The organism is Pseudoflavonifractor phocaeensis, from assembly GCF_021531815.1.
GTDB lineage: Bacteria > Bacillota > Clostridia > Oscillospirales > Oscillospiraceae > Lawsonibacter > Lawsonibacter phocaeensis_A.
Genome location: NZ_JADYUM010000010.1, coordinates 79,649 through 101,252 on the forward strand (window position 1 = coordinate 79,649; position 21,604 = coordinate 101,252).

22 protein-coding genes are annotated in these 21,604 nt (G+C 61.6%); 17 read left to right on the forward strand and 5 right to left on the reverse strand.

The window, feature by feature from the left end; translation table 11 throughout:
* The first annotated feature begins 44 nt into the window (after positions 1–44).
* The 13 genes from I6E42_RS08020 (at position 45) to spoIID (ending at position 11,338) form a co-directional block, all read left to right on the forward strand.
* Complete coding sequence (locus I6E42_RS08020) at positions 45–881, forward strand: class C sortase (protein ID WP_235371395.1); 837 nt, start codon at positions 45–47, stop codon at positions 879–881.
* Positions 882–992: 111 nt separating this feature from the next.
* A complete protein-coding gene (locus I6E42_RS08025) occupies positions 993–1,952 on the forward strand; it encodes a pilin N-terminal domain-containing protein (RefSeq protein ID WP_235371396.1) in 960 nt (319 codons plus the stop codon).
* A 1-nt stretch (position 1,953) separates the two neighbouring features.
* A complete protein-coding gene (locus tag I6E42_RS08030; protein ID WP_235371397.1) occupies positions 1,954–2,592 on the forward strand; it encodes a sortase in 639 nt (212 codons plus the stop codon).
* 224 nt (positions 2,593–2,816) lie between these two features.
* Positions 2,817–4,580, forward strand: a complete 1,764-nt coding sequence (locus I6E42_RS08035; protein ID WP_235371398.1) for an FtsW/RodA/SpoVE family cell cycle protein — start codon at positions 2,817–2,819, stop codon at positions 4,578–4,580.
* Positions 4,567–5,925, forward strand: a complete 1,359-nt coding sequence (locus I6E42_RS08040) for a penicillin-binding transpeptidase domain-containing protein (RefSeq protein ID WP_235371399.1) — start codon at positions 4,567–4,569, stop codon at positions 5,923–5,925. The genes I6E42_RS08035 and I6E42_RS08040 overlap by 14 nt, the downstream gene beginning before the upstream one ends.
* Positions 5,926–6,117: 192 nt before the next feature.
* A complete protein-coding gene (gene tsaA, locus I6E42_RS08045; RefSeq protein ID WP_235371400.1) occupies positions 6,118–6,804 on the forward strand; it encodes a tRNA (N6-threonylcarbamoyladenosine(37)-N6)-methyltransferase TrmO in 687 nt (228 codons plus the stop codon).
* 21 nt (positions 6,805–6,825) lie between these two features.
* Positions 6,826–7,542, forward strand: a complete 717-nt coding sequence (locus I6E42_RS08050; RefSeq protein ID WP_235371401.1) for a sulfite exporter TauE/SafE family protein — start codon at positions 6,826–6,828, stop codon at positions 7,540–7,542.
* 165 nt (positions 7,543–7,707) lie between these two features.
* Positions 7,708–8,361, forward strand: coding sequence for a MerR family transcriptional regulator (locus I6E42_RS08055; protein WP_235371402.1), 654 nt, complete (start codon positions 7,708–7,710; stop codon positions 8,359–8,361).
* Positions 8,345–8,599 carry a hypothetical protein gene (locus I6E42_RS08060; RefSeq protein ID WP_235371403.1) on the forward strand — a complete coding sequence of 85 codons (255 nt, stop codon included), beginning with the start codon at positions 8,345–8,347 and terminating at the stop codon, positions 8,597–8,599. The genes I6E42_RS08055 and I6E42_RS08060 overlap by 17 nt, the downstream gene beginning before the upstream one ends.
* A complete protein-coding gene (locus tag I6E42_RS08065; protein WP_235371404.1) occupies positions 8,580–8,846 on the forward strand; it encodes a hypothetical protein in 267 nt (88 codons plus the stop codon). The genes I6E42_RS08060 and I6E42_RS08065 overlap by 20 nt, the downstream gene beginning before the upstream one ends.
* Positions 8,827–9,138, forward strand: coding sequence for a YbjQ family protein (locus I6E42_RS08070; protein ID WP_235371405.1), 312 nt, complete (start codon positions 8,827–8,829; stop codon positions 9,136–9,138). The genes I6E42_RS08065 and I6E42_RS08070 overlap by 20 nt, the downstream gene beginning before the upstream one ends.
* Before the next feature lie 131 nt (positions 9,139–9,269).
* A complete protein-coding gene (locus tag I6E42_RS08075; RefSeq protein ID WP_235371406.1) occupies positions 9,270–10,217 on the forward strand; it encodes an L-lactate dehydrogenase in 948 nt (315 codons plus the stop codon).
* 59 nt (positions 10,218–10,276) lie between these two features.
* On the forward strand, positions 10,277–11,338 hold the full coding sequence (gene spoIID, locus I6E42_RS08080; RefSeq protein WP_235371407.1) for a stage II sporulation protein D: 1,062 nt from the start codon (positions 10,277–10,279) through the stop codon (positions 11,336–11,338).
* Positions 11,339–11,682: 344 nt separating this feature from the next.
* On the opposite strand, the gene mnmE is transcribed toward spoIID, so the two are convergent.
* Together mnmE and I6E42_RS08090 are read right to left on the reverse strand one after the other, a co-directional pair.
* Complete coding sequence (gene mnmE, locus I6E42_RS08085) at positions 11,683–13,056, reverse strand: tRNA uridine-5-carboxymethylaminomethyl(34) synthesis GTPase MnmE (protein WP_235371408.1); 1,374 nt, start codon at positions 13,054–13,056, stop codon at positions 11,683–11,685.
* A 403-nt stretch (positions 13,057–13,459) separates the two neighbouring features.
* Positions 13,460–14,848, reverse strand: coding sequence for an NAD(P)/FAD-dependent oxidoreductase (locus I6E42_RS08090; protein WP_235371409.1), 1,389 nt, complete (start codon positions 14,846–14,848; stop codon positions 13,460–13,462).
* A 224-nt stretch (positions 14,849–15,072) separates the two neighbouring features.
* Here I6E42_RS08090 and I6E42_RS08095 point away from each other — a divergent pair, with 224 nt between their 5' ends.
* The 3 genes from I6E42_RS08095 (at position 15,073) to I6E42_RS08105 (ending at position 16,874) form a co-directional block, all read left to right on the forward strand.
* On the forward strand, positions 15,073–15,387 hold the full coding sequence (locus I6E42_RS08095; protein ID WP_235371410.1) for an ArsR/SmtB family transcription factor: 315 nt from the start codon (positions 15,073–15,075) through the stop codon (positions 15,385–15,387).
* Between the two features lie 139 nt (positions 15,388–15,526).
* The gene (locus I6E42_RS08100) at positions 15,527–16,489 is read left to right on the forward strand and encodes a permease (RefSeq protein ID WP_235371411.1); all 963 of its coding nucleotides are present in this window, start codon (positions 15,527–15,529) and stop codon (positions 16,487–16,489) included.
* A 10-nt stretch (positions 16,490–16,499) separates the two neighbouring features.
* Complete coding sequence (locus I6E42_RS08105) at positions 16,500–16,874, forward strand: thioredoxin family protein (RefSeq protein ID WP_459559321.1); 375 nt, start codon at positions 16,500–16,502, stop codon at positions 16,872–16,874.
* 738 nt (positions 16,875–17,612) lie between these two features.
* Here I6E42_RS08105 and I6E42_RS08110 read toward each other — a convergent pair.
* Positions 17,613–19,589 (reverse strand): TRAP transporter fused permease subunit, encoded by a 1,977-nt coding sequence (locus I6E42_RS08110; RefSeq protein ID WP_235371412.1) that lies wholly within the window; start codon positions 19,587–19,589, stop codon positions 17,613–17,615.
* A 576-nt stretch (positions 19,590–20,165) separates the two neighbouring features.
* Between I6E42_RS08110 and I6E42_RS08115 the strand changes: the two genes are divergently transcribed.
* Positions 20,166–20,489 carry a hypothetical protein gene (locus I6E42_RS08115; RefSeq protein WP_235371413.1) on the forward strand — a complete coding sequence of 108 codons (324 nt, stop codon included), beginning with the start codon at positions 20,166–20,168 and terminating at the stop codon, positions 20,487–20,489.
* A 13-nt stretch (positions 20,490–20,502) separates the two neighbouring features.
* Here I6E42_RS08115 and rpsI read toward each other — a convergent pair whose 3' ends face one another.
* Together rpsI and rplM are read right to left on the reverse strand one after the other, a co-directional pair.
* Positions 20,503–20,907: a 30S ribosomal protein S9 gene (rpsI, locus tag I6E42_RS08120; protein ID WP_235371414.1), complete on the reverse strand. Its 405-nt coding sequence runs from the start codon at positions 20,905–20,907 to the stop codon at positions 20,503–20,505.
* Between the two features lie 16 nt (positions 20,908–20,923).
* On the reverse strand, positions 20,924–21,355 hold the full coding sequence (rplM, locus tag I6E42_RS08125) for a 50S ribosomal protein L13 (RefSeq protein WP_235371415.1): 432 nt from the start codon (positions 21,353–21,355) through the stop codon (positions 20,924–20,926).
* Between the last annotated feature and the right edge of the window lie 249 nt (positions 21,356–21,604).

Below are 21,604 nucleotides of genomic sequence, written 5' to 3' on the forward strand. Positions count from 1 at the left end.
GGGGCTTCCGCCCCCGGTCCCCCCGGAGCAACAGGGAGAGACCGATGAAAAAGCATTTTTCCACCATCTTACTTGTTTCGATCTTCTTCATAGGCCTCTCCGTGCTGCTCTACCCCACCCTGGCCAACTATGTCAACTCCAAGCACCAGTCCAGAGCCATCGCGGAGTATGTGGCGGCCCTGGCCAATACCGACCCGGCCCAGTTTGACGCCGAACTGGAGGAGGCCCGGGCCTACAACCGAGCCATCCGGAACGATTCCGCCCGCTTTGCCCCCGACGAGGCGGAGTTGGAGGCCTTCCACCATATGCTGGGAGCGAATAATACCGCCATCGGCTACATTGAGATCCCGGCCATCCGGGTAGACCTGCCCCTGTATCTGGGCACCGAGGAGTCGGTGCTCCAGGCCGGAGCTGGGGTCATGCCAGGGTCCTCCCTACCCATCGGCGGCGAGAGCACCCATACCGTCCTCACGGGACACCGGGGGCTGCCCTCCTCCCGGCTGTTTACCGATCTGGACCAGCTGGCTCCGGGGGACACCTTCGTCCTCTTTGTGCTCAACGAGGTACTTACCTATGAGGTGGACCAGATCCGTATCGTTCTGCCGGAGGAACTGGATGATTTGGCCATCGAGGAGGGCAAGGACTACTGCACGCTGGTCACCTGCACCCCCTACGGCATCAACACCCACCGGATGCTGGTGAGAGGACACCGGATCGACAACATTGAGGCGGATACTGTCTCCGCCCGGGTTACCGCTGATGCGATCCAGGTGGACACCCTGCTGGTGACCCCCGTGGTGGCGGCGCCCATGCTGCTGGTGCTGCTGGTGCTCTTGATGACCCGGGGCGGCAGGAAAAAGCCCGGAAAAGGCAAAAAGTGAGCCGCAAGGGCTGCATTCAGACGCCCTGCCGGGGAAACTTGGAATTGTACGCGCGGAACGCGCTTGCCATTTAAAAAACGATACGCCATCGGGACCGAAAGGAAGAGGCTTATGAAAAAGAAGTGGAACCTGCTGACCGCCCTGCTGCTGATCGCGGCGATGACGGCGGCAATGATCCCCGGAGCGGCGGCTGCGGAGGGTAACTCAGGCAGCAGCTCGGCCAGCCAGTCGGTGGACCTGGAACACGACAGGGGCTCCATCGACGTGGTGCTCAAGGCCACCAACGCCCAGCTGAGCGGGATCCAGATCACCGTCTATCGGGTGGGCCAAGGCCGGATCGAGGACGGCAACCTGTACTACGACCTGGTGCTGCCCCTCTGGTCCACTGGATCCTCCGAAGGCGGGAAGGTGGAATTGAACGGCCTGACCGCCGCTCAGAACACAAAAACGGCCCTTAAGCTCCAGGAGAGGCTCAGCAAGCTGGACAAGAAGCAGATCGTGGACGGAGCCAAGGTCGGACAGCCCAAAGACCCGGAGAATCCGGCCGGCCCGGTGGTCACCTTTGACCCCGCGACCCAGATACTGGCCTGGACCACCCTGACCGATGAGAAGGGCGTGGCCCATTTTGAGGACCTGCCTGTGGGCGTCTATTTGGTGGTCCAGACTTCGGAAAGCTATTTCTACTATACCATTACCTCTTTCCTGGTGTATCTTCCAATGACCAGTGAAAACGGCGCCGATTGGGACTACAACATGGAAGTGGACCCCAAGCTGGAGGCGCGCCCCTCCGGCGGCGGAGGTGGCGGTGGAGGCGGCGTGCCCCCCATTCCGCCCATCGATATTCCAGACCCCAAGCCGCCGCTTGAGCCGGAACCTCCCATCGAGCCGGAGCAGCCCGTGGAACCGGAAGTTCCCATTGACGTCCCCGACCCTGAGACGCCCACCACCGGCCTGCCCCAGACGGGCATGCTGCAGTGGCCCATCCCTCTGCTGGCGATCGCCGGCCTGTTCCTGTTCAGTCTGGGCTGGATGAAGGAGCAGAAGGCCCGGAAGGCTGACGGCAAAGACTGAGATGGGAGAACGGAAGAAACACGGCATTGCCCCGGGCAAGGTGCTGATGGCGCTGGGGCTGGTCCTGCTGCTGTGTGCCGGGGGCCTGCTGGCCTATAACCAGTGGGATGACTACCGGGCCGGGCAGGTGAGCGAATCGGCGGCAGTGACGCTGGCCCAGGAGATCCAGAGCCGGGAGGTGGAGGTGCGGAAGGTCCCAGTGTACCAGGAGCCCCAGGAACCCGGCGGGGAAGCGGAAACCGAAGTGGTCAAGGCGGCGGAGCTGGACGGGGCCTACTACATGGGGGTCCTGACCATTCCGAAGCTGGACCGGGTGCTGCCCGTTCAGAGCGACTGGTCCATGGCCAAGCTGAAGCGTTCCCCCTGCCGTTACTCCGGCAGCCTGAACCAAGAGCTGGTGATCGCCGCCCACAACTACCGGAAACACTTCGGCGGAATGACCCGGCTGTCCCAGGGGGACAGCGTGGTGTTCACCGACCTGGAGGGAAGACAGTATTTCTACGAGGTACGGGAGGTCTGCACCACCGAGGCCACCGATGTCGAAGGTATGACCCACAGCGGCTACGACCTGACTCTGTTTACCTGCAACTACGACGGCCAGGCCAGGGTCACGGTGCGCTGTCAGCGGGCAGAGGGATAAGTCAGACCCAAAGCAGAAAAGGCGAAACACCCTCGCGGCCAAGCCGCGGGGGTGTTTTTTGTGGGAAATCCGGGCTTTTGGAAGGAAAAGCGGGGATTTGTTTTCAATATGTCCATAGATTTTCAGAGGTTGATGTGATATAGTCAACAAAGCTGAAATGGGACTTAAGCAAAGAGAGTGACAAGCAAGAAGGCCCCCGGGATCCCTTGAAAGGAGGAAACTTTATGGATCAGATACTCGCTCCGGCCCAGGAGGGGATGGACCGCCTGCTGGAGCTTTTGGGGCGCCACTCCCAGGCGGCGGAGTGGTATACCGCCCTGGTCCGGTTCCTCTTTCCGGTGCTGGCTCTGCTGATCTTGACACGGGCCATCCGGGGATTGCTCCGGGTGCCCCACGCCGCCGAGTGCTGGGGCCAGCTGGCGCTGCCTGGAGGCGGGTCCATCCCCATCCTCCACTGGGAAAATATTTTAGGGCGTTCCCCCTCGGCGGACGTGCGGCTGGACCTGCCCACCGTCTCCCGGCAGCATGCCGCTCTGCTGCGGGATGACCGGGGCCTGTGGAAGGTCACCGACCTGGGGTCCAAAGGGGGCACGCTGGTCAACGGGCGTCCGGTGACGGAGCCCATCCCCATCCGGATGGGGGATTCCCTGTCCGTGGGCGGGGTGGAGCTGCTGTTCCTCCCCCTGTCCCGGGAGGAAGAGGAGGAGCTGGCCGCCCGGCGGCGTGGGGAGCGGCCCCTTTCCATGTGGCCTTCCCTGCTGTGGCTCACGCTGTTTCAGGTTCTGGCCGCGGTCCAGCTGACTTTGAGCCGGGAGAAACCCAACGTGCTGTGCCCCCTGGTGTTTCTGGCCCTGTCCCTGGTGATGTGGCTGTACTGTTTGATCCTGCGGGGGGCAGGGGTCAAAGGCTTTGAGATGGAGACCATCGCCTTTTTCCTGTCCACCCTCTCCCTGGCTGTCACCGGTTCCTCGGCGCCGGGAGCCATGGTGAAGCAGCTGGCAGCCGTGGTGCTGGGACTGGTCCTGATGGTGGCGCTGGGGGTCTGGATGCGGGACACCGCCCGGATCCAGAAGATGCGCTGGCTCATGGCGGCCCTGGCCCTGGGACTGTTGTCGGTCACGCTGGTCATTGGCCGGACCAAGTTCGGCGCGGCCAACTGGATCATTCTGGGGCCCTTCTCCTTCCAGCCCTCGGAGGTGGCCAAGATATGTTATATCTTCGCCGGGGCCGCCGGATTGGAGCGGCTATTCCAGAAGCGGAATCTGGGGCTGTTCATGGTCATGACCGGAGCCTGTCTGTTGTGTCTGGCCCTGATGAGCGACTTTGGGACGGCCTGCATCTTTTTTGCCACCTTCCTGGTAATCGCCTACCTGCGCTCCGGAGACTTCGCCACCCTGTCCCTTGTCTGCGGCGGGGCCCTGTTTGCCGGGGTGCTGGTGCTGCATTTCAAGCCCTACATCCTGCGGCGGTTTGCCTCCTGGGGGCACGCCTGGGAGGCGGCCTCCACCACCGGCTACCAGCAGACCCGGGCCATGTCCGCCGCCGCCTCCGGGGGCCTGGTGGGCGTTGGCGCCGGGCGGGGATGGCTTTACAAGCTCCCCGCGGCGGACACCGACCTGGTGTTCGGGATGCTCTGTGAGGAGTGGGGGCTGCTCATCGCGGTACTGGCGGTGCTGTCTATCCTCACCCTGGCGGTTTTTGCCGCCCGGTCCTGCCGGGTGGGCCGCTCGGCCTTCCCCACCATCGCGGCCTGCGCCGCCGGCTCCCTGCTGGTGGTCCAGACGGGGCTGAATGTGTTCGGGGCCATGGACCTGCTGCCCCTCACCGGGGTGACCTTCCCCTTCCTGTCCAACGGCGGCTCGGCCATGATGGCCTCCTGGGGGCTGCTGGCCTTTTTGAAAGCTACCGACACCCGGGAGGGGGCCAGCTTCGCCATCCGAAGGGTGAAGAACGGAAAAAAGGAGGCCTCCGGCCATGAAGAAGATTGAAAAACGGGCGGCCCTGTGCCTGGTGCTGGCCGGTTTTCTGGCGGCTGGGTTGGCTCTGTTCCTGTTCCGGTTCGCGGCGGACGGGAGCCACTGGGCCTCCTCCCCTTTCAACCGGCACCTGTACAACAGCGAGGGCGCCCTCATCAGCGGCACGGTGCTGGACCGGAACGGAGACATGCTGTCCACGGTGCAGGACGGCAAGCGGGTCTACACCAACGGCAAGACCCGGCGGAAAGCCACCCTCCACGTGGTGGGGGACCCCTACGGCAACATCAGCACCGGGGCGCTCAGTGCCTTCGCCCAGGAGCTGACGGGCTATACCCTGCTGGGCGGGGCCTACGGCGCGGAGAAGGGCAGCGACCTGTATCTGACCATTGACGCAGGCCTGAATGAGACGGCCTATGAGGCATTGAACGGGAAAAAGGGCACAGTGGCGGTATACAACTACAAGACAGGGGAGGTTTTATGCCTGGTCTCCGCCCCCTCCTACGACCCCCGGAGCATCCCCCAAGACCTGGAGACCAATGAAAAGTACGAAGGAGCCTACCTTAACCGCTTCCTCTCCTCCACCTTCCCCCCGGGGTCTGTGTTCAAAACAGTGACCCTGGCCGCCGCCCTGGAGCAGCTCCCGGACCTGGAGGAGCGGACCTGGACCTGTGAGGGCTCGGCCCAGATCGGCGGCGGCATGGTGACCTGTACCGCCGCCCACGGGGAGCAGACCATCTCGGAGGCCCTGGCCAATTCCTGCAACGTGGTTTTCGGCCAGCTGGCGGCGGAGCTGGGGGGCGATACCCTGAACCGGTACGTGGAGAAGGCGGGGCTGACCGATTCCTATTCCGTCAGCGGCATTTCCACCGCCAAGGGCTCTTTTGACTTGAAGGGGGTGGCGGACAACGACCTGGCCTGGGCCGGAGTGGGCCAGTACCACGACAGCGTCAACCCCTGTTCCCTGATGGTGTACATGGGGGCCATCGCCAACGGCGGCAAGGCCGCGGTCCCCTGCCTCATCCAGAAGGTGGACCGGCCCGGCCTGCCGGATCTCCCCCAATTCACCCGCTCCACCGGGCGGCTGCTGAACCGGGAGACGGCGGACAAGATCGCGGACATGATGGTGAACAACGTCTCCGCCGCCTATGGCACTAAACGGTTCCCAGACATGGACCTGGGGGCCAAGTCCGGAACGGCACAGGTGGGGGCGGACCAGAAGCCTCACGCCTGGTTCGCCGGCTTCCTCCGGGACGAGGAACACCCCTACGCCTTTGTGGTCCTGGTGGAGAACGGCGGAAGCGGCGCGGAGGTGGCCGGGACCGTGGCCTCCAAGGTGCTGAAGGCGGCGGTACAATAAGGTCAAGGGGCGGCAGGAGCCGCCCCTTTTATCACGAAATGACGGCAAAAGGGCGGAATATGATCGCGGCAGGGCCGGAATGGCAGTTGCAATTGCTTGCCGCCCTATGTATAATGTATTACGAAGGATAAAAGGTCACATAAGACGCCCGGCATGACGGCGCCGGACGCCTGCAGCCCGGGAGGAAACGCCATGACCCAGACGGCCCAAGTGAATATTATCGCCCGCATCCGCAGCGACTTTTCCACCAAGTTCGGCATCCCACGGCAGAGCGGTCTGGTGGAGGAGCTGGAGGCGGCGGTGGTCTTTGAACCGGAATACCGGAACCCTGACGCCCTGCGTGGGCTGGAGGGATTTTCCCACCTGTGGCTCATTTGGGAGTTTTCCCAGGCGAAGCGGGAGAGCTGGTCCCCCACGGTGCGTCCGCCCCGGTTAGGGGGCAACCGGCGCCTGGGGGTGTTCGCCACCCGCTCCCCCTTCCGGCCCAATCCTATCGGCCTGAGCTGCGTGCGGCTGTTGGGGGTGGACCTCCATACCCCGGAGGGCCCGGTGATCCGGGTGGCGGGGGCGGACCTGATGGACGGGACCCCCATCTATGACATCAAGCCCTACCTGCCCTACGCCGACTGTAAGCCCCAGGCCCTGGGCGGATTCGCCGCCCAGCCCAAGGAGGCCAGCTTAAAAGTGGCCTGCCCGGAGGAACTGCTGGCCCGGGTGCCGGAACAGAAACGGGCGGCGCTGCTGGGGGTGCTGGCCCAGGACCCCCGGCCCCAGTATCAGGACGACCCGGCGCGGGTCTATGGCATGTCCTTCGGCGGTCTGGAGGTGGGGTTCCGGGTGGACGGAGACCTGCTGACGGTGTGCCGGATCGAGGGATAAACAGAAGGAGAGAAGATACAGATGATGTTCATTGCAGTATTTCTGATCGCGGTGCTGGGCGGAGCGGTCCAGGCGGTCACCGGTTTCGGCGCGGGCATTGTTATGATGCTGGTGCTGCCCCATTTCTTCGGCCTGATCACCGCGCCGGCCCTCTCCTCCGCCATTGCCCTGGCGCTGAACAGCTCGCTGGCCTTCCGGTTCCGCCGGTATATCCGGTGGAATCTGGTTTTGCTCCCCGCGCTGGTGTACACGGTGGCCAGCGTGACCACCATCCGCATGGTGGGGGGCCTGAATCTGGACATACTGGAACTGGCCTTCGGCATTTTCCTGGTGTGCCTGTCCGTCTACTTCACCGCCTTCTCCAAGCGTGTGAGCGTCAAGGCCACGCCGGTGAGCGCGTCGGTCTGCGCCCTGGTCTCCGGGATCTGCAGCGGCCTGTTTGGGATCGGGGGACCGTTGATGGCGATCTATTTCCTGGCGGCCACCGAGGGAAAAGAGGAGTATGTGGGGTGCAGCCAGTTTGTGTTTTCCTCCACCTCCGTGGTCAATCTGCTGATGCGGCTCCACATGGGTATCTACACCCTGGACATGGTCCCCATGACCATGCTGGGCATGGTAGCCATCACCCTGGGCAAGCTGGGCGGCCTGCGGATCCTGGAGCGGCTGAACACGGATGTGCTGAAAAAGATCATCTATATTTTTGTGGGCATCTCCGGAGTGCTGACCATCCTGCGGTAACTGAAGCAGGGACAGACACGGGAGAACCGGAAAAAAGCGGCGGCGCAAGCGCCGCTTTTTTTGTACAGTCTCCGGGAATGTGTTATTTTTTCTGTTTTTTCAAAAAAGACTTGACCTTCCCCCTTGTGGAAGGTATACAGTAGGGCCAGAAAAGGGGATGAGCCCATGAAAATCAACGAAGTGGAGGCCCAGGTGGGCATCACAAAAAAGAATATCCGCTTCTATGAGGAACAGGGCCTGCTGTCGCCCCGGCGCAACAGCGAGAACGGCTACCGGGACTACGGCCCGGAGGAGGTGGCTGTGCTGCGGCAGATCAAGCTGCTGCGGAAGCTGGGTGTGCCCCTGGAGGAGATCCGCCGGATGCAGGCGGGAAGCAGCACCGTGGCCGACGGGATGCGCCGCCACCTGGTCACTTTGGAGCGGGAGCGGCGGAACCTGGAGCAGTCCATGGAGCTGTGCAGGGGACTGAAAGACCGGGAAGTGCGGCTGGCCGACCTGGACGCCGCTGCCCTGCTGGCGGAGATGGAGGAGCTGGAGCGCTCCGGCACCACCTTCCTGAACAAGCAGGTCGGGGACCGAAAGCCCATCCGGTATGTAGCCCCGGTGGTGGTGACGGTGCTGATGACCGCCCTGATGGCGGCGGTGATGGCCCTGATGCTCTGGGCCTTTGCCCGGAACCCGGCGGGCGCGCCGCCCCTGCCGCTGATGGTGGTGCTGGTGGCCATTCCCGCGGCGGTCATTCTGGGGGTGGTGCTGGCCCTGGTCCAGCGGGTGCGGGAGATCGGGAAAGGAGAGATCGACGATGCAAAAAACTACTAAGAGTAAAAAGCGGCTGGGCGCCGCCCTGTCCGCCCTGGTTGTAGGGGGATTCCTGGTGCTGACCGCCCTGTGCATGCTGGCCGACTACTTCGGCGGCGGCGGGACCTGGGGAGAGACAGTGATCATTGTGGTGTGCGCCGGGATCTTCTTCCTGATCGCCGGGGGGATCGCCCTGGCCCTGGCCCAGCGCTGGAAAGAGATCGAAAAGGGGGAGGAAGATGAAGCCAGAAAGTATTGAGGAACGCAGAAGGGCGCGCAAGCGTTCGGCGGTCCGGGGCGTGCTGCTGTTTGCCCTGCTCCAGCTGGCCAGCGCCGCCTGTTTCGGCGCCCTGTGCTTCATTCCGGATATGCCCTGGTGGTTTGTGGCCCTGTTTGGCGTGCTGGCGGTACTGTGTCTGGTGCTGATCCTGCCCGCTGTGCTGGTACTAAAAGTGCGTTTTCAAGAGATTGAAGGAGGAGAATTAGATGCTGCTGGTAAATATTGATTACATCCCCGGGAAGGAATTTGAGGCCCTGGGCGTGGTAAAGGGCACGGTGGTCCAGTCCAAGAACTTCGGCAAGGACTTTATGGCCGGCATGAAGACTCTGGTGGGCGGCGAGATCACCGGCTACACCGAGATGCTCAACGAGGCCCGCCAGATCGCCGTCAAGCGCATGGTGGACGAGGCCGAGGGCCTGGGGGCCGATGCGGTGGTGAACATCCGCTACGGCTCCTCCGCCGTGATGCAGGGGGCTGCCGAGGTCATCGCCTACGGCACCGCCGTGAAGTACCGCTGAGCCAAAATTACAAAAAAGGACGGACCGCCCTGAGGCGGTCCGTCCTTTTTTGGTGTATAATCCGCCGGAAGGGAGGCAAATTAAGGCGAAAGCGTCCGGCTGGCAGGGCCGGACCGGAAAGGAGCACAACTATGCGCGTCAATCCCAGAAAAGCGGCCATTGTGGGCTGCGGCTTTGTGGGGGCCTCCATCGCCTTCCGCTTTTTGCAGCAGGGGCTGTTCTCCAAGCTGGTGCTGCTGGATGTGAACCGGGAGAAGGCGGAGGGGGAGGCCATGGACTTGAGCGACGGCCTGCCCTATGCCTCGCCGGTGGAGATCACTGCCGGCAACTATGACGACATTGCCGACTGCGCCCTGGTGGTCATCACCGCCGGAGCCAACCAGAAGCCGGGGGAGACACGGCTGGACCTGATGGGAAAAAACATTGCCATCCTCCGCTCTATCATCGGGGAGATCACCGCCCGGGACTTCGGGGGCATTCTGCTGGTGGTGTCCAACCCGGTGGACGTGCTGACCTACGCGGCCTGGCGTCTGTCGGGCTATCCCCGCCAGCGGGTCATCGGTTCGGGCACCGTCCTGGACACCGGGCGGCTCAAGCAGCTGCTGGGAGAGGAACTGCGGGTGGACAGCCGGAACGTCCACGCCTTCATCGTGGGGGAGCACGGGGACAGCGAGCTGGCGGTCTGGAGCGGGGCCAATGTGTCCGGCGTGGACCTGGAGCACTTCTGCTGCCTCCGGGGGGACGGTCTCCGCACCGAAGACATGGAGCGGCTGTACCGGAGCGTCCGGGACAGCGCCTATGAGATCATCCAGCGCAAGGGAGCCACCTACTACGGCATCGCCATGGCGGTGGGCCGCATTGCCGAGGCCATTGTCCGGGATGAACACGCGGTCCTCCCCATCTCTGTGGTGCTGGAGGGCCAGTACGGCCAGGAGGGGCTGGCCCTGAGTCTGCCCGCCATCGTGGGCCGCAACGGGCTGGAGGAGATCCTGGAGGTCCCCATGAGCCAGGGGGAGCGCCTGGCCCTGGACGCCTCCGCCCGGCAGCTGAAGGAGGCCATCGCCGCCCTGAAGCTGTGAGGCATATCCCCCGCCCGCCGGCCATAAGCTGGTGGTATCTGGACAAGGGGGACGGGCACATGAAACTGAGCAAGACACGGGTGGGCTTTTTCGGCGTGCTGGGCGGACGGCAGGTGGCGGCCGCGGCGCTGGCCATGGTGGCGCTGCTGTTTCTCCTGCCAGTGTCCATCCTGTCGGGGGAACCCATCTACCAGCAGGCGGAGGGACTGCCTACCGCGGATACCGGGGGAGGTCAATCCTCCCCCGGCCAGGCGGAGCGTTTGACCTCCCCACGGGACAGGGGACGGGCGGTGCGGCTGCAAAAGACCGACGGGACCATTGAGGAACTGACAATGGCAGACTACCTGTGGGGGGTGGTGGCGGCGGAGATGCCCGCCTCCTTTGAGGAGGAGGCCTTGAAGGCCCAGGCCTGCGCCGCCCGCACCTACACCGTGCTCAAGCAGGAGTCCGGCTCGGAAAAGCATCCGGGGGCGGACATCTGCGAGGACAGCACCTGCTGCCAGGCCTATGTGGAGCGGACGGCGGCAGAGGCCCGGTGGGGACTGAACGCCGTGGAGTATGGAGAGAAAATTGACCGGGCGGTGGCCGAGACCGACGGGTTGGGCATCCTCTACCAGGGCGAACCCATCCAGGCGCTGTTTTTCTCCTCCACTCCGGGGAAGACGGTGGACGCGGTGGAGGTGTGGGGCCGCAGAGTGGACTACCTTACCAGCGTGGACAGCCCCGAGGGGGAGGAGGTGCCCAACTACCACAGCCAGGTGGTGCTGTCCGCCCAGGAGGTGAAGGGCCTGACTCTGGCCGCCTACCCCGGAGCTGACCTGTCCGGAGACCCGGGGACCTGGTTCGGGGAGGCCTTCCGCAATGAGGGAGGCACCGTGTCTTCCCTCCTCCTGGGGGGCGTCACCCTCACCGGAGGGCAGGTCCGGACCCTCTTTTTCCTCCGGTCCGCCGCCTTTACCGTCACCTGGGACGGGACCAACTTTACATTTGACGTCACCGGCTACGGCCACGGAGTGGGCATGAGTCAGTACGGGGCCAACGCCATGGCAAAGGAGGGCAAAAGTTTTCGGGATATTTTGACCTGGTACTATACCGGGACCACGGTGGAGGAGCTGTGGTAAGGGTTGCTCCGCTCCTGGCGGCAGTATGCGGTCAGGGCTTAAGCGTAAAAACCAAGTGCCGGCCTGCTTGGCCGGCACTTCAGGCTGTCGAAAAAGCTTTTTCGACAGCCTGAGCAAATTTGAAAACATTAAAAAATGTTTCCAAATTTGTACTGATTGAAAAGAAAGGGAACCCTGACGGTTCCCTTTCAAACTATCCTTCCCTCCGAACCCTTGAAGAATCAGGGTTTATTGACAAGTTGAAGTGCCGGCCTGTTTGGCCGGCACTTTTCACATGACTGACAGGGCACACTGTATTAAGTTCTTTTAATTCTGTTCTTGCAAGAAAAGAATCCACAACGTCGTCATTTCCCCACGCAGAATTTGGAGAAGATGCGGTCGGTGACGTCCTCCCGGACGGACTGGCCGGTGAGCTCCCCCAGGGCGGCCAGGGCCTCCTCCGCGTCGGTGAGGAGGGCGTCGGGGGTGACTCCCGCCTCCAGGGCCTCACGGGCCCGGACCACCGCCTCCAGGGCCCGGCGGGCGGCCTCCTCCTGGCGCTGGTTGGTCAGCAGCTGGCCGTAGGGCGCCTCCTGGTCCCGGGGAAACAGGGCGGCCACCGCCTCCTCCAGCGCCTCCAGCCCGGTCCCTTCCTGGGCGCTCAGGGACACGGCGGGGAACTCTTCGGGCAGGTTTAAAAAGGGAGCGGGGGCGGAGGGCAGGTCGGACTTGGACCAGACAAGAATGGTGGGGGCCAGCGCCATGGCCTGCTCCAGCAGGGCGGCGTCCTCCCGGGTGAAGGGGACGGAGCCGTCACACACCACCATCAGCAGCATGGAGGACTCCATGGCCGCCCGGCTCCGGGCCACCCCCAGCTGTTCCACCGGGTCGTCGGAGTCCCGCAGTCCGGCGGTGTCGATGAGGCGGACGGGCAAGCCGCCCAGTTCTACATTGACCTCCACCGTGTCCCGGGTGGTGCCGGGGACGTCGGTGACGATGGCCCGCTCATAGCCTGCCAGGGCGTTGAGGAGAGAGGACTTGCCCGCGTTGGGCCGTCCCACAATGGCGCAGGGGACCCCCTGGGTCAACTGTTTGCCCCGACGGCAGGAGGCCAGCAGACGGCGCAGCTCCCCGGCCTGCTGCTCCAATAGTTCGGACAGCTCCTCCATGCGGAAGGGGTCGATGTCCTCGTCGGGGTAGTCCAGCACCGCGTGGAAATGGGCCATCACGTCCACCAGTGCGGAGTAGATGTCCCCAATCTTCCGGGACAGGGCTCCGGTGAGCTGCCCCGCGGCGTGCCGGGCCCCCTCCCGGCTCCGGGCTTCCAGCAGGTCGCCCACCGCCTCGGCCTGGGCCAGATCCAGCTTGCCGTTTAAAAAGGCGCGGCGGGTGAATTCTCCCGGTCCGGCCTGGCGGGCGCCTTGAGCAAAGAGGGCCTCCAGCCCCAGAGACAGGACCATGGGGGAGCCGTGGCACTGAAACTCCGCTGTGTCCTCCCCGGTGTAGCTGGCTGGCCCCCGGCTGTAGGTACACAGTACCCGGTCAATGGGCTGACCGCCGCTGTCCAGCAGGTCGCCGTAGACCAGATAACGGACCGGATAATCGGTCAAACCCTTGTGCCCCAAGGGTTTGAAGCATTTCTGCGCAATTTCCGCCGCCCGGGGTCCGGACAGGCGGAGGATCCCGATGGCGCTGGGAACAGGGGCGGTGGAGATGGCGGCGATGGTGTCACGTTCCAACGGTAAAGACCTCCCGGTTTACTCAGGAAACAAATTTCGACGGATTTGGAATCAGTTCCTGCAAAATGTGTCCTGCTTTCTTTTTGGCGAATATTTACCCTTGACAGGCGTTATGGTAACTAAAAATGAGAGAGAGTTGTATTTGAGTTGACATAACTATGTGTGGAAAACCCTGTGGAAAATGTGGACAACCCTTGGGAAACGGGGGAAAGTGCCGCCGCATAACGGGATTGGGCACATCCACGGAGTTGTAAAAGGGAGTGTCAAAAAATAAAAGTTAAGAGCGGGAAGCGGGCGGCAGGAATGAAGGAACCGCCCGCAAAATGAAGGGAAACCGCCCCGCCTGAAGGACAGACAGGGCGGTGGAGCGCATGGGTGTTCCGGGGCCGCGGGCGCTGCGCCGTTACAGCCGCTTGCAGATGGCTCTGGCAGCCTGAACGCCGGAGGCACCGGCCTGGGCCAGCCCGCGGGTAACGCCGGCGCCGTCGCCGGCGGCAAAGAAGTTGGGCAGGGCGGTCTCCAGCTCCTCGGAGAGCTGGAGCCGGGCGGAGTAGAACTTCACCTCCGCGCCGTAGAGCAGGGTGTCGTAGTTGGCGGTGCCCGGGGCGATCTTGTCCAGCTGGTAGATCATCTCGATGATGTTGTCCAGCTGCCGCTTGGGCAGGGCCAGGGACAGGTCTCCGGGGACGGCGGCGGTCAGGGTGGGACGGACGAAGGACTTGCCCATCCGGTGCTCGTTGGTGCGCCGGCCGCCCACCAGGTCGCCGAAGCGCTGGACCAGCACGCCGCCGGCCAGCATGTTGCTCAGAGAGGCCACGTGCTTGCCGTAGCGGTAGGGCTCGTTGAAGGGCTTGGTGAAGCGGTTGGACACCAGCAGGGCGAAGTTGGTGTTCTCGCTGCGCAGGGCGGGGTCGGCGTAGGAGTGGCCATTGACGGTGTTGATGCCCTCCACGTTCTCCGCCACCACGTGGCCGTAGGGGTTCATGCAGAAGGTGCGCACCTGGTCGCCGTACTGCTTGGTGCGGTAGACGAACTTGGACTCGTAGACCACGTCGGTAATGTGCTCGAAGACGGTGGCGGGCAGCTCCACCCGGACGCCAATGTCCACCTGGTTGTTCAGCAGCTCCAGCCCCAGGTCCTTGCACTGGTTGGAGAACCACTCCGCGCCGGAGCGGCCGGGTGCGGCGATGAGATAGCGGCAGGACACCTCGCCGCCCTTGGCCAGGGTGAGGCGGTAGCCGCCGTCGGCCTGGGCGATGGTGGTCACCTCGGTGTTGAACCGGAACTCCAGTTTGTCCTTCAGCCCCTCGTAAATGTTGGTGAGGATGCGCAGGTTGTTCTCAGTGCCCAGGTGTTTGCACCGGGCCTGAAGCAGGTGCAGGTCATAGGCCAGGGCGCGGCGCTCCAGAGCTTTGGCCTCGGGGGTGGAGGTGGAGAAGCACTGGGTGGTAGCCCCGTGGGCCACATTGATGGAGTCCACATAGTCAATGAGTTCCATCACCTTGCCGGGGTCCATGAAGTCGGTGAGCCAGCCGCCGAACTGGGTGGTGAAGTTGAACTTGCCGTCGGAGAAGGCCCCGGCGCCGCCGAAGCCGCACATGGTATGGCAGACAGGACAGTGGATGCACTCCTTCACCTTGCCGGCCACAATGGGACAGCTGCGGTGATAGATGTCCTGGCCCTGGTCCAGGGCCAGCACCTTCAGGCCGGGTTGGAGACGGGCCAGCTCATAGGCGGCAAAGATGCCGGCCTCGCCGCAGCCCAGGATGACGACGTCGTAGTTGGCGTTCATGGGGGAACTCCTCTCAGTTGTAATAATCAAAGTTGTTGGGACAGAAGCCCACAACAATACACTTTAGTATACCATGAAACAAGAGAAAAGAAAAGGGGGGATCCGCCTTGGAATTGACAGGAAGGCGGCAATTCAGACCCGTTTGGCTCCCCAAAATTCATATTGACATTTTTGAATTTGAGGGGCATTATAAATCAAAAAAAGTTGATTTGAGGTGGCGGCGTATGGCAAGCGTATATGAGGAACGGGCCAAGGTGTTCAAGGCCCTCTGTGACCCGCGGCGGCAGCGGATCCTGGAGCTGCTGCACGGCGGGGAAAAATGCGCCTGTGTGCTGATCGAGGAAATGGAGATGCCCCAGTCCTCCCTCTCCTACCATATGAAGATCCTCTGCGATTCCGGCATTGTCGCCAGCCGGGAGGAGGGAAAGTGGACCCACTATCAGATCAGCCAACAGGGTAGCCAACAGGCTATCCGTCTGCTGAAAGAAATTACGGCGGTCACGGAGGAAAAGGACGGTGGGAAAATCTGCTGCAAATAAAGGAGAAGCCATCCCGGTGCGGCGATGGCTTTTTCCGGACAAGTCAAATCAATTTTTTTTGATTTTATCAGGAGGCGGGAAAACAATGATACGGGCATGGGAAGCGGGATGGAGTTTTTTTCAAAATGAAGTCCTGGGCATGAAATGGCTGGACCGGTGGATCGGCGGGATAGTGGAGGCGGCCGGCCTGGATGCGGCAAGCCGGATCGGCGGCAGCATCCGTTTCTTTTTCTATGATGTGATCAAAATCATGGTCCTGCTGGGGGTTCTGATCTGGATCATTTCCTACATCCAGAGCTATTTCCCGCCGGAGCGGACGAAAAAGATCCTGGGCCGCTTCCGGGGGCTGGGGGCCAACTGCGCGGCGGCCCTCCTGGGGACGGTGACGCCCTTCTGTTCCTGCTCCTCCATCCCGCTGTTTATCGGATTCACCGGCGCGGGCCTGCCCCTGGGCGTGACCTTCTCCTTTCTGATCTCCTCCCCCATGGTGGACCTGGGCAGTCTGGTGCTGCTGATGAGCATTTTTGGGTGGAAGGTAGCGGTGGTCTATGTGGTGCTGGGGCTGGTGATCGCTGTGGCGGGCGGCACCCTGATCGAGACGCTGCATCTGGAGGACCAGGTGGAGGAGTTTATCCGCCGCGGCCACGCCGTGGAGCTGCCTCAGGAGGAATTGGGCTTCCGGGACCGGATGGGTTACGCCTGGACGCAGGTGGTGTCCACAGCCAAAAAGGTGGCGCCCTATGTGCTCGTTGGGGTGGGCATCGGCGCCTTGATCCACAACTGGATCCCCGAAGCGTGGATCGTGAAAGTCCTTGGGACCGGAAATCCCTTCGGCGTGATCATCGCCGCACTTGCAGGAGTGCCCATGTACGCCGACATCTTCGGCACCATCCCCATCGCGGAGGCGCTGTTGGCCAAGGGGGCGCGGCTGGGTGTAGTGCTGTCCTTCATGATGGGTGTGACAACGCTGTCTCTGCCCTCCATGATCATGCTCCGCAAGGCGGTAAAGCCGAAGCTGCTGGGCATCTTCGCGGCGATCTGCACGGCAGGGATCATTGCCGTGGGTTATTTCTTCAACGCCATTCAAAATTTGATTCTGTAATGGAGGTATCATGATGGCACTGTTCAATTTCGGGAAAAAGAAAGAAGAAAAGAAGGCGCCCGCCTGCTGCTGCGGCGGCGGGGGCACGCAGGCGGATGGAGAGGTCTCCGCATCCTGCTGCGGCGCGCCCACAGATGGCATCTGCTGCGTGAAGGTTCTGGGGGCGGGCTGCAAATCCTGCCATGAGCAATATGAGAATGCAAAGGCCGCCGTAAAAGCGCTGGACCTTCCGGTGGAGGTGGAGTATATTACCGACATGGAAAAGGTCATGGAATACGGCGTCATGTCCATGCCCGCCATTGTGGTCAATGAACAGGTGGTCTCCATGGGCAAGGTCCTGAAAGCCGCCGATGTGGAGAAGCTGCTGCGCAAGCCGGAATGCTGAGGCGAAGGTTCCCTGCAGGGTCAAAAGCGGCATTGTTTTCTCTTTGATTGCCCCCATGAAGCCCCGGCGAAAACAAGGCGGGGCCCGTCTCAAAGGATGGAAAAGACCCCGGAAATCCTGGATTTCCGGGGCTTTTCATGGGCTTTGATAGAGGTTGCGCTTGCGGAGCCGGGGAACGTGGAGGGCGGCCTTTCGCCGGCGCGAAGTCCGCCAGCTCCGCTTCCTTGCGCCTCCTCTCCCCGCCGGGGCCGCTCCGCTGGGCCTGGTGCGCAGACAATTGCCGGATGAAGATTAAAAGCGGCCCGAACAATGGGCCGCTTGAGGGGCGAAGTCATGGCTCTGCGCTGTAGTTTTGCATTAGTAGGAAATGGTTCATTTTCTGCGGTTATTCAGGTAGCGGACCAGGTACATGGAAGCGAACATAATAAAGATGTAGCCGAGGGCCGCCAGCACTGTGCTCTTGCCAAACAGCTCAATTTCATAAAATAGACTGCCGCGCCCAAGCCCAGAAGAGCGGCCTTGATGAGGTTGATGTTGTTGGGGTCACCGTTTTTGCGCTTGCGGTCGAGACTTTTGGACATAAAGAGCCTCCCTTTCTGCGAATCGTTCTCTGCCATGAGTATAGCACCGGGCGCTGGAGTCCGCAAGCCGCACAGACAAAAGAGGTGCCCGGGCAATCAGGCCCGGGCACCACGTTTTTGTTCAGCTAAGCAGCTTTGCAGGTTTTCGCCCGCGAAATTACATCAGACCAACTTCCTTGTAGAAGCGCTCTGCGCCGGGGTGGACAGGAATAGTGTAGTCAACGAGGAAGTTGACATCGGCCATATCGGCGAAGAAGGCGTAGCCCTTGACCATCTCGGCAGCCTGCTCGTACAGGCACTTGGCCATCTGGTAAGCGGCCTCTTCGTCCAGAGACTCGTTGCAGATTACGCCGGCCTTAACGCCGATGGTCTGAACGGGCTCAGTCTGGCCGGTGTAGGTGCCAGCCTGGATAAAGCTCTTGGTGTAGGCGGAGTTCTTCTCGATCAGCCAATCGATCTCACTGTCGTCCAGGGCCAGCCATACGCAGTCCTTGGTGACGGAAGCGGTCAGGTGGGTACCGACGGGAGCGCCGGCGTAGGCAGCGAGTGCCACAGGCGGCGTAATGGCGGACAGGCAGGCGAAGTAGAAGACGAACAGGTGGGCAGTCAGCAGGCTCAGGCCCAGCTTGACCAGGGCGGGGGCCAGAATGGCGGCTGCGATAACGTAAGCGGAGGTGGTAGGCAGGCCCATGCCGAGGATAATGCAGGCCATAGCCGTGAAGAGGAGGCTCAGGAACAGGTTGCCGCGTGCGGCGCTGATCATGGCATTACCGAAGACAACACCCAGACCGGTGCGGGAGACCATGGCCACCACGATACCGGCGCAGGCACAGCCGGAGACCACGGACAGAGCGCTGTAACCGCTCTTGACCAGGGCCGCGGGGATCTTGCTGATGGGGAAGCGCTTCTTCTTGTCGAGAATCATGACGACAGGCACGGAAACGCAGGCATACAGAGCAGAACGGGCGGGGCTGAACTGGGCGATCAGCAGACAGTAGACCAGCACGGCGATGATAACCAGATAGAACCAGCCCTCGCGCAGAACCTTGCCGGTCTTGGGAATCTGATCTTCGGGCAGGAGCTGCACGTCGCCGATCTCACCCTGGGCGTACACGGCAATGCCGGCGCCGAGGAAGTAGAGAATGGCGGGCACCAGAGCGGCCACAACAATCTGAGAGTAGGGAACCAGCGTAAACACAACCATCAGGAAGGCGCCGGAACCCATGACGGGAGGCAGGATCTGGCCGCCGGTGGAGGCGACGGACTCAACGCCGGAGGCAAACTCGCTGGAGTAGCCGCGGCTCTTCATCAGAGGAATGGTGAAGGTACCGGTGCCGACAACGTTGGCCACGGCGGAACCGTTGATACAACCCATCAGAGCGGAAGCGACAACGGCCGCCAGAGCGGGGCCGCAGCGGAGCTTGCCGGTGAGGGACAGAGCCAGGTCGTTGATGAACTGGGAGCAGCCGGAAGCCTCCAGGAAGGCGCCGAACATGACGAACATGAAGATGGTGCCTGCGGAAACAGAAATGGTGGTACCGAAGATACCGTCCAGGTCAACAGCCAGGTACTGGCAGATCTTGACAAAGCTGTAACCGCGGTGGCCCAGACGGCCGGGGATATACTGGCCTACGAGGGCGTAGACGACAAAGAGGGAGGCCAGAATGGGCATGATGCTGCCCAGACAGCGGCGGGTGCCCTCCAGAACCAGCACCAGCAGGATGGCGCCTGCCACGGCGGCAGTCATGGTGGGGATGCCCAGGTGGTCGGCCAGGTGGTCGTACTCATAGCAGCACATGTAAATGGCGGCCCAGAAGGCGATGACACGGCCAACATCGATGACACGGCCCACCTTTTTGAACCCGGCATTGGCCTTGAGCTTCTGGCCTAGATGATCGGAAATGGGCATACTCAGGAAAAGGATCGTAAAAGCAAATGCGGTATGGATGCCGCGCTGGGGGATAACGCCCAAGGGGTAGAAAACGGTAACTATGTGGAAGATGGCCATGGCCAGCGCGAACAGCGCGGTGAGTTTGCTCCAGAATGTGTTCTTGTTCTTCTCAATTTCTCGGGCAGCAGCTAGTTCAGCATCAAGAGATTCCACATCAATTTCTTTTACAGGCTTTTCACTCATAAAATTTCTCCCTTCGCCGTATTCCTGAGTCGCTCCATAAAGAATTTTTATCACACTAATAAATTAAAACCATGAAGATGCTTTAGCAGTTAATGTAAATTTTGTCAACCGAATCCTTCACACTTTATTCACAATTTTTCGTTTGTTTTGGATATTTTCTTGCTGCAGCACATCTGCTTATTTGAGCAAAAAAGAGAGAAAACGGGGGCGACATCTTTTTGTAACTTTCGTTTTTCGCTCTTCCGCAACATATGCGCCCCCAACGGCTGAATGGACTCTATATGTTGAAATATCCGTCAAGACGATTTTGCGGGTACTGACTAATGGCTCAAGGATGTCCTTGGTTTACATTTTAGATGACCGCACCATTACTGAAATGAAATGATCCCACGTTTGGTTCTCGCCTTGCCATCTGCCTATCCAGGACCGTGACGGACTTCGCGGCGGCGGTAGATTCTATCTCAATGATTTCTGGGAGGACATGGCCTATATGGGGACCACGGCGATGCCAACATCGCCGGAATTGAGATCCCCGCCGAAGCCACTCAGGTCGCTGACAGCGGCTGCACCCGTGCCATGTACGAGGATGAGTTCGGCGACATCGAGCGCCATTACTACCAGGACGGCCACCACTACATCATCCCAGGCCGTGAGAAGACCCGCCAGTTTACCGGCGAGACTCCCTCCTCCTGGGCCAAGAACGTTGTGGGCAATGCCATTGACCTGGGCGTTGTGCCCCAGCAGTTCCAGTCCAGTTGTACCCAGGCCATCATCCGCGCCGAGTTCTGCGCCCTGGGCGTGGCCATCGTGGAAAAGCTCATCGGCGGGGAGAAGTACGGCCTGAAGGCATATGAGCGGAAGCAAAAAGAGTGCCGCCCACATGGGCGGCACTCTCGGTAATGCAAAGGAAAACTCAGCGCTTGGAGAACTGGGGAGCGCGACGGGCGGCCTTCAGACCGTACTTCTTGCGCTCCTTCATTCTGGGGTCGCGGGTCAGCAGGCCGGCGGCCTTCAGGATGGGGCGGTACTCTTCGTTGACCAGCAGCAGGGCACGGGCGATGCCGTGGCGGATGGCGCCGGCCTGGCCGGTGACGCCGCCGCCGGTGACGGTGGCGACAATGTCCACCTTACTCAGCTGCTCGGTGGCGACCAGGGGCTGGCGGACCAGCAGCTTCAGGGTCTCCAGGCCGAAATACTCGTCGATGTCACGGCCGTTGATGGTGATAGCGCCAGTGCCGTTCTGGAACAGATGGACGCGGGCCACGGAGGACTTCCGGCGGCCGGTGCCATAGAAATAAGGCTTCTTGCTCTTATACATGATCTAAATCCTCCTCTTACTCGGCGTCCCAGACCTGGGGCTTCTGGGCAGCGTGCTCGTGCTCGCCGCCGCGGTAGATGTGCAGGCGAGTCAGGGAGTCCTTGGTGATGATGTTGCGGGGCATCATGCCGCGGATGGCCAGCTTCATGGCCAGCTCGGGCTTGGTCTGCATCAGGGTGCGGTACTTAGTCTCCTTCAGACCGCCCACCCAACCGGAGTGGGTGCGGTAGTACTTCTGATCCAGCTTCTTGCCGGTCAGAACGGCCTTCTCGGCGTTGACGATGATGACGTAATCGCCGCAGTCGGCGTGGGGGGTGTACTCGGGCTTCCGCTTGCCGCGCAGCAGGTCGGCGGCGAGGGCAGCGGTCTTACCCATGGGCTTACCGGCGGCGTCCAGGACATACCAGTTCCGCACGATGTTCCCCTTGTTTGCCATGAAAGTGGACATAGGTGAAACCTCCATTTTCCTCTACTGATAACTTATCTCAACCACTTGGTTTGTGAAAAAATAGTTCGCCCCGGCACTGTACAAGCGGAGCGTTTTGTATTATAGTACGGAGGTATCCGGGTGTCAACGGATTTTTGAGAAAATTTTGATTTACCACGTTGAAATCTCCCGTTTTCTTTCAAATACTCTTAAAATCTCTTGAAATCTCGCTTTCGATTTTTGTTTTTTCTCTCGAAGAAATGGGGAGAA

Excerpts from the sequence above, each read along its gene's own strand:
- I6E42_RS08020 (WP_235371395.1), top strand. The coding sequence starts at position 45 with ATGAAAAAGCATTTTTCCACCATCTTACTTGTTTCGATCTTCTTCATA.
- I6E42_RS08025 (WP_235371396.1), top strand. The coding sequence starts at position 993 with ATGAAAAAGAAGTGGAACCTGCTGACCGCCCTGCTGCTGATCGCGGCG.
- I6E42_RS08030 (WP_235371397.1), top strand. The coding sequence starts at position 1,954 with ATGGGAGAACGGAAGAAACACGGCATTGCCCCGGGCAAGGTGCTGATG.
- I6E42_RS08035 (WP_235371398.1), top strand. The coding sequence starts at position 2,817 with ATGGATCAGATACTCGCTCCGGCCCAGGAGGGGATGGACCGCCTGCTG.
- I6E42_RS08040 (WP_235371399.1), top strand. The coding sequence starts at position 4,567 with ATGAAGAAGATTGAAAAACGGGCGGCCCTGTGCCTGGTGCTGGCCGGT.
- tsaA (WP_235371400.1), top strand. The coding sequence starts at position 6,118 with ATGACCCAGACGGCCCAAGTGAATATTATCGCCCGCATCCGCAGCGAC.
- I6E42_RS08050 (WP_235371401.1), top strand. The coding sequence starts at position 6,826 with ATGATGTTCATTGCAGTATTTCTGATCGCGGTGCTGGGCGGAGCGGTC.
- I6E42_RS08055 (WP_235371402.1), top strand. The coding sequence starts at position 7,708 with ATGAAAATCAACGAAGTGGAGGCCCAGGTGGGCATCACAAAAAAGAAT.
- I6E42_RS08060 (WP_235371403.1), top strand. The coding sequence starts at position 8,345 with ATGCAAAAAACTACTAAGAGTAAAAAGCGGCTGGGCGCCGCCCTGTCC.
- I6E42_RS08065 (WP_235371404.1), top strand. The coding sequence starts at position 8,580 with ATGAAGCCAGAAAGTATTGAGGAACGCAGAAGGGCGCGCAAGCGTTCG.
- I6E42_RS08070 (WP_235371405.1), top strand. The coding sequence starts at position 8,827 with ATGCTGCTGGTAAATATTGATTACATCCCCGGGAAGGAATTTGAGGCC.
- I6E42_RS08075 (WP_235371406.1), top strand. The coding sequence starts at position 9,270 with ATGCGCGTCAATCCCAGAAAAGCGGCCATTGTGGGCTGCGGCTTTGTG.
- spoIID (WP_235371407.1), top strand. The coding sequence starts at position 10,277 with ATGAAACTGAGCAAGACACGGGTGGGCTTTTTCGGCGTGCTGGGCGGA.
- I6E42_RS08090 (WP_235371409.1), bottom strand. The coding sequence starts at position 14,848 with ATGAACGCCAACTACGACGTCGTCATCCTGGGCTGCGGCGAGGCCGGC.
- I6E42_RS08095 (WP_235371410.1), top strand. The coding sequence starts at position 15,073 with ATGGCAAGCGTATATGAGGAACGGGCCAAGGTGTTCAAGGCCCTCTGT.
- I6E42_RS08100 (WP_235371411.1), top strand. The coding sequence starts at position 15,527 with ATGAAATGGCTGGACCGGTGGATCGGCGGGATAGTGGAGGCGGCCGGC.
- I6E42_RS08105 (WP_459559321.1), top strand. The coding sequence starts at position 16,500 with ATGATGGCACTGTTCAATTTCGGGAAAAAGAAAGAAGAAAAGAAGGCG.
- I6E42_RS08110 (WP_235371412.1), bottom strand. The coding sequence starts at position 19,589 with ATGAGTGAAAAGCCTGTAAAAGAAATTGATGTGGAATCTCTTGATGCT.
- I6E42_RS08115 (WP_235371413.1), top strand. The coding sequence starts at position 20,166 with ATGTACGAGGATGAGTTCGGCGACATCGAGCGCCATTACTACCAGGAC.
- rpsI (WP_235371414.1), bottom strand. The coding sequence starts at position 20,907 with ATGTATAAGAGCAAGAAGCCTTATTTCTATGGCACCGGCCGCCGGAAG.
- rplM (WP_235371415.1), bottom strand. The coding sequence starts at position 21,355 with ATGTCCACTTTCATGGCAAACAAGGGGAACATCGTGCGGAACTGGTAT.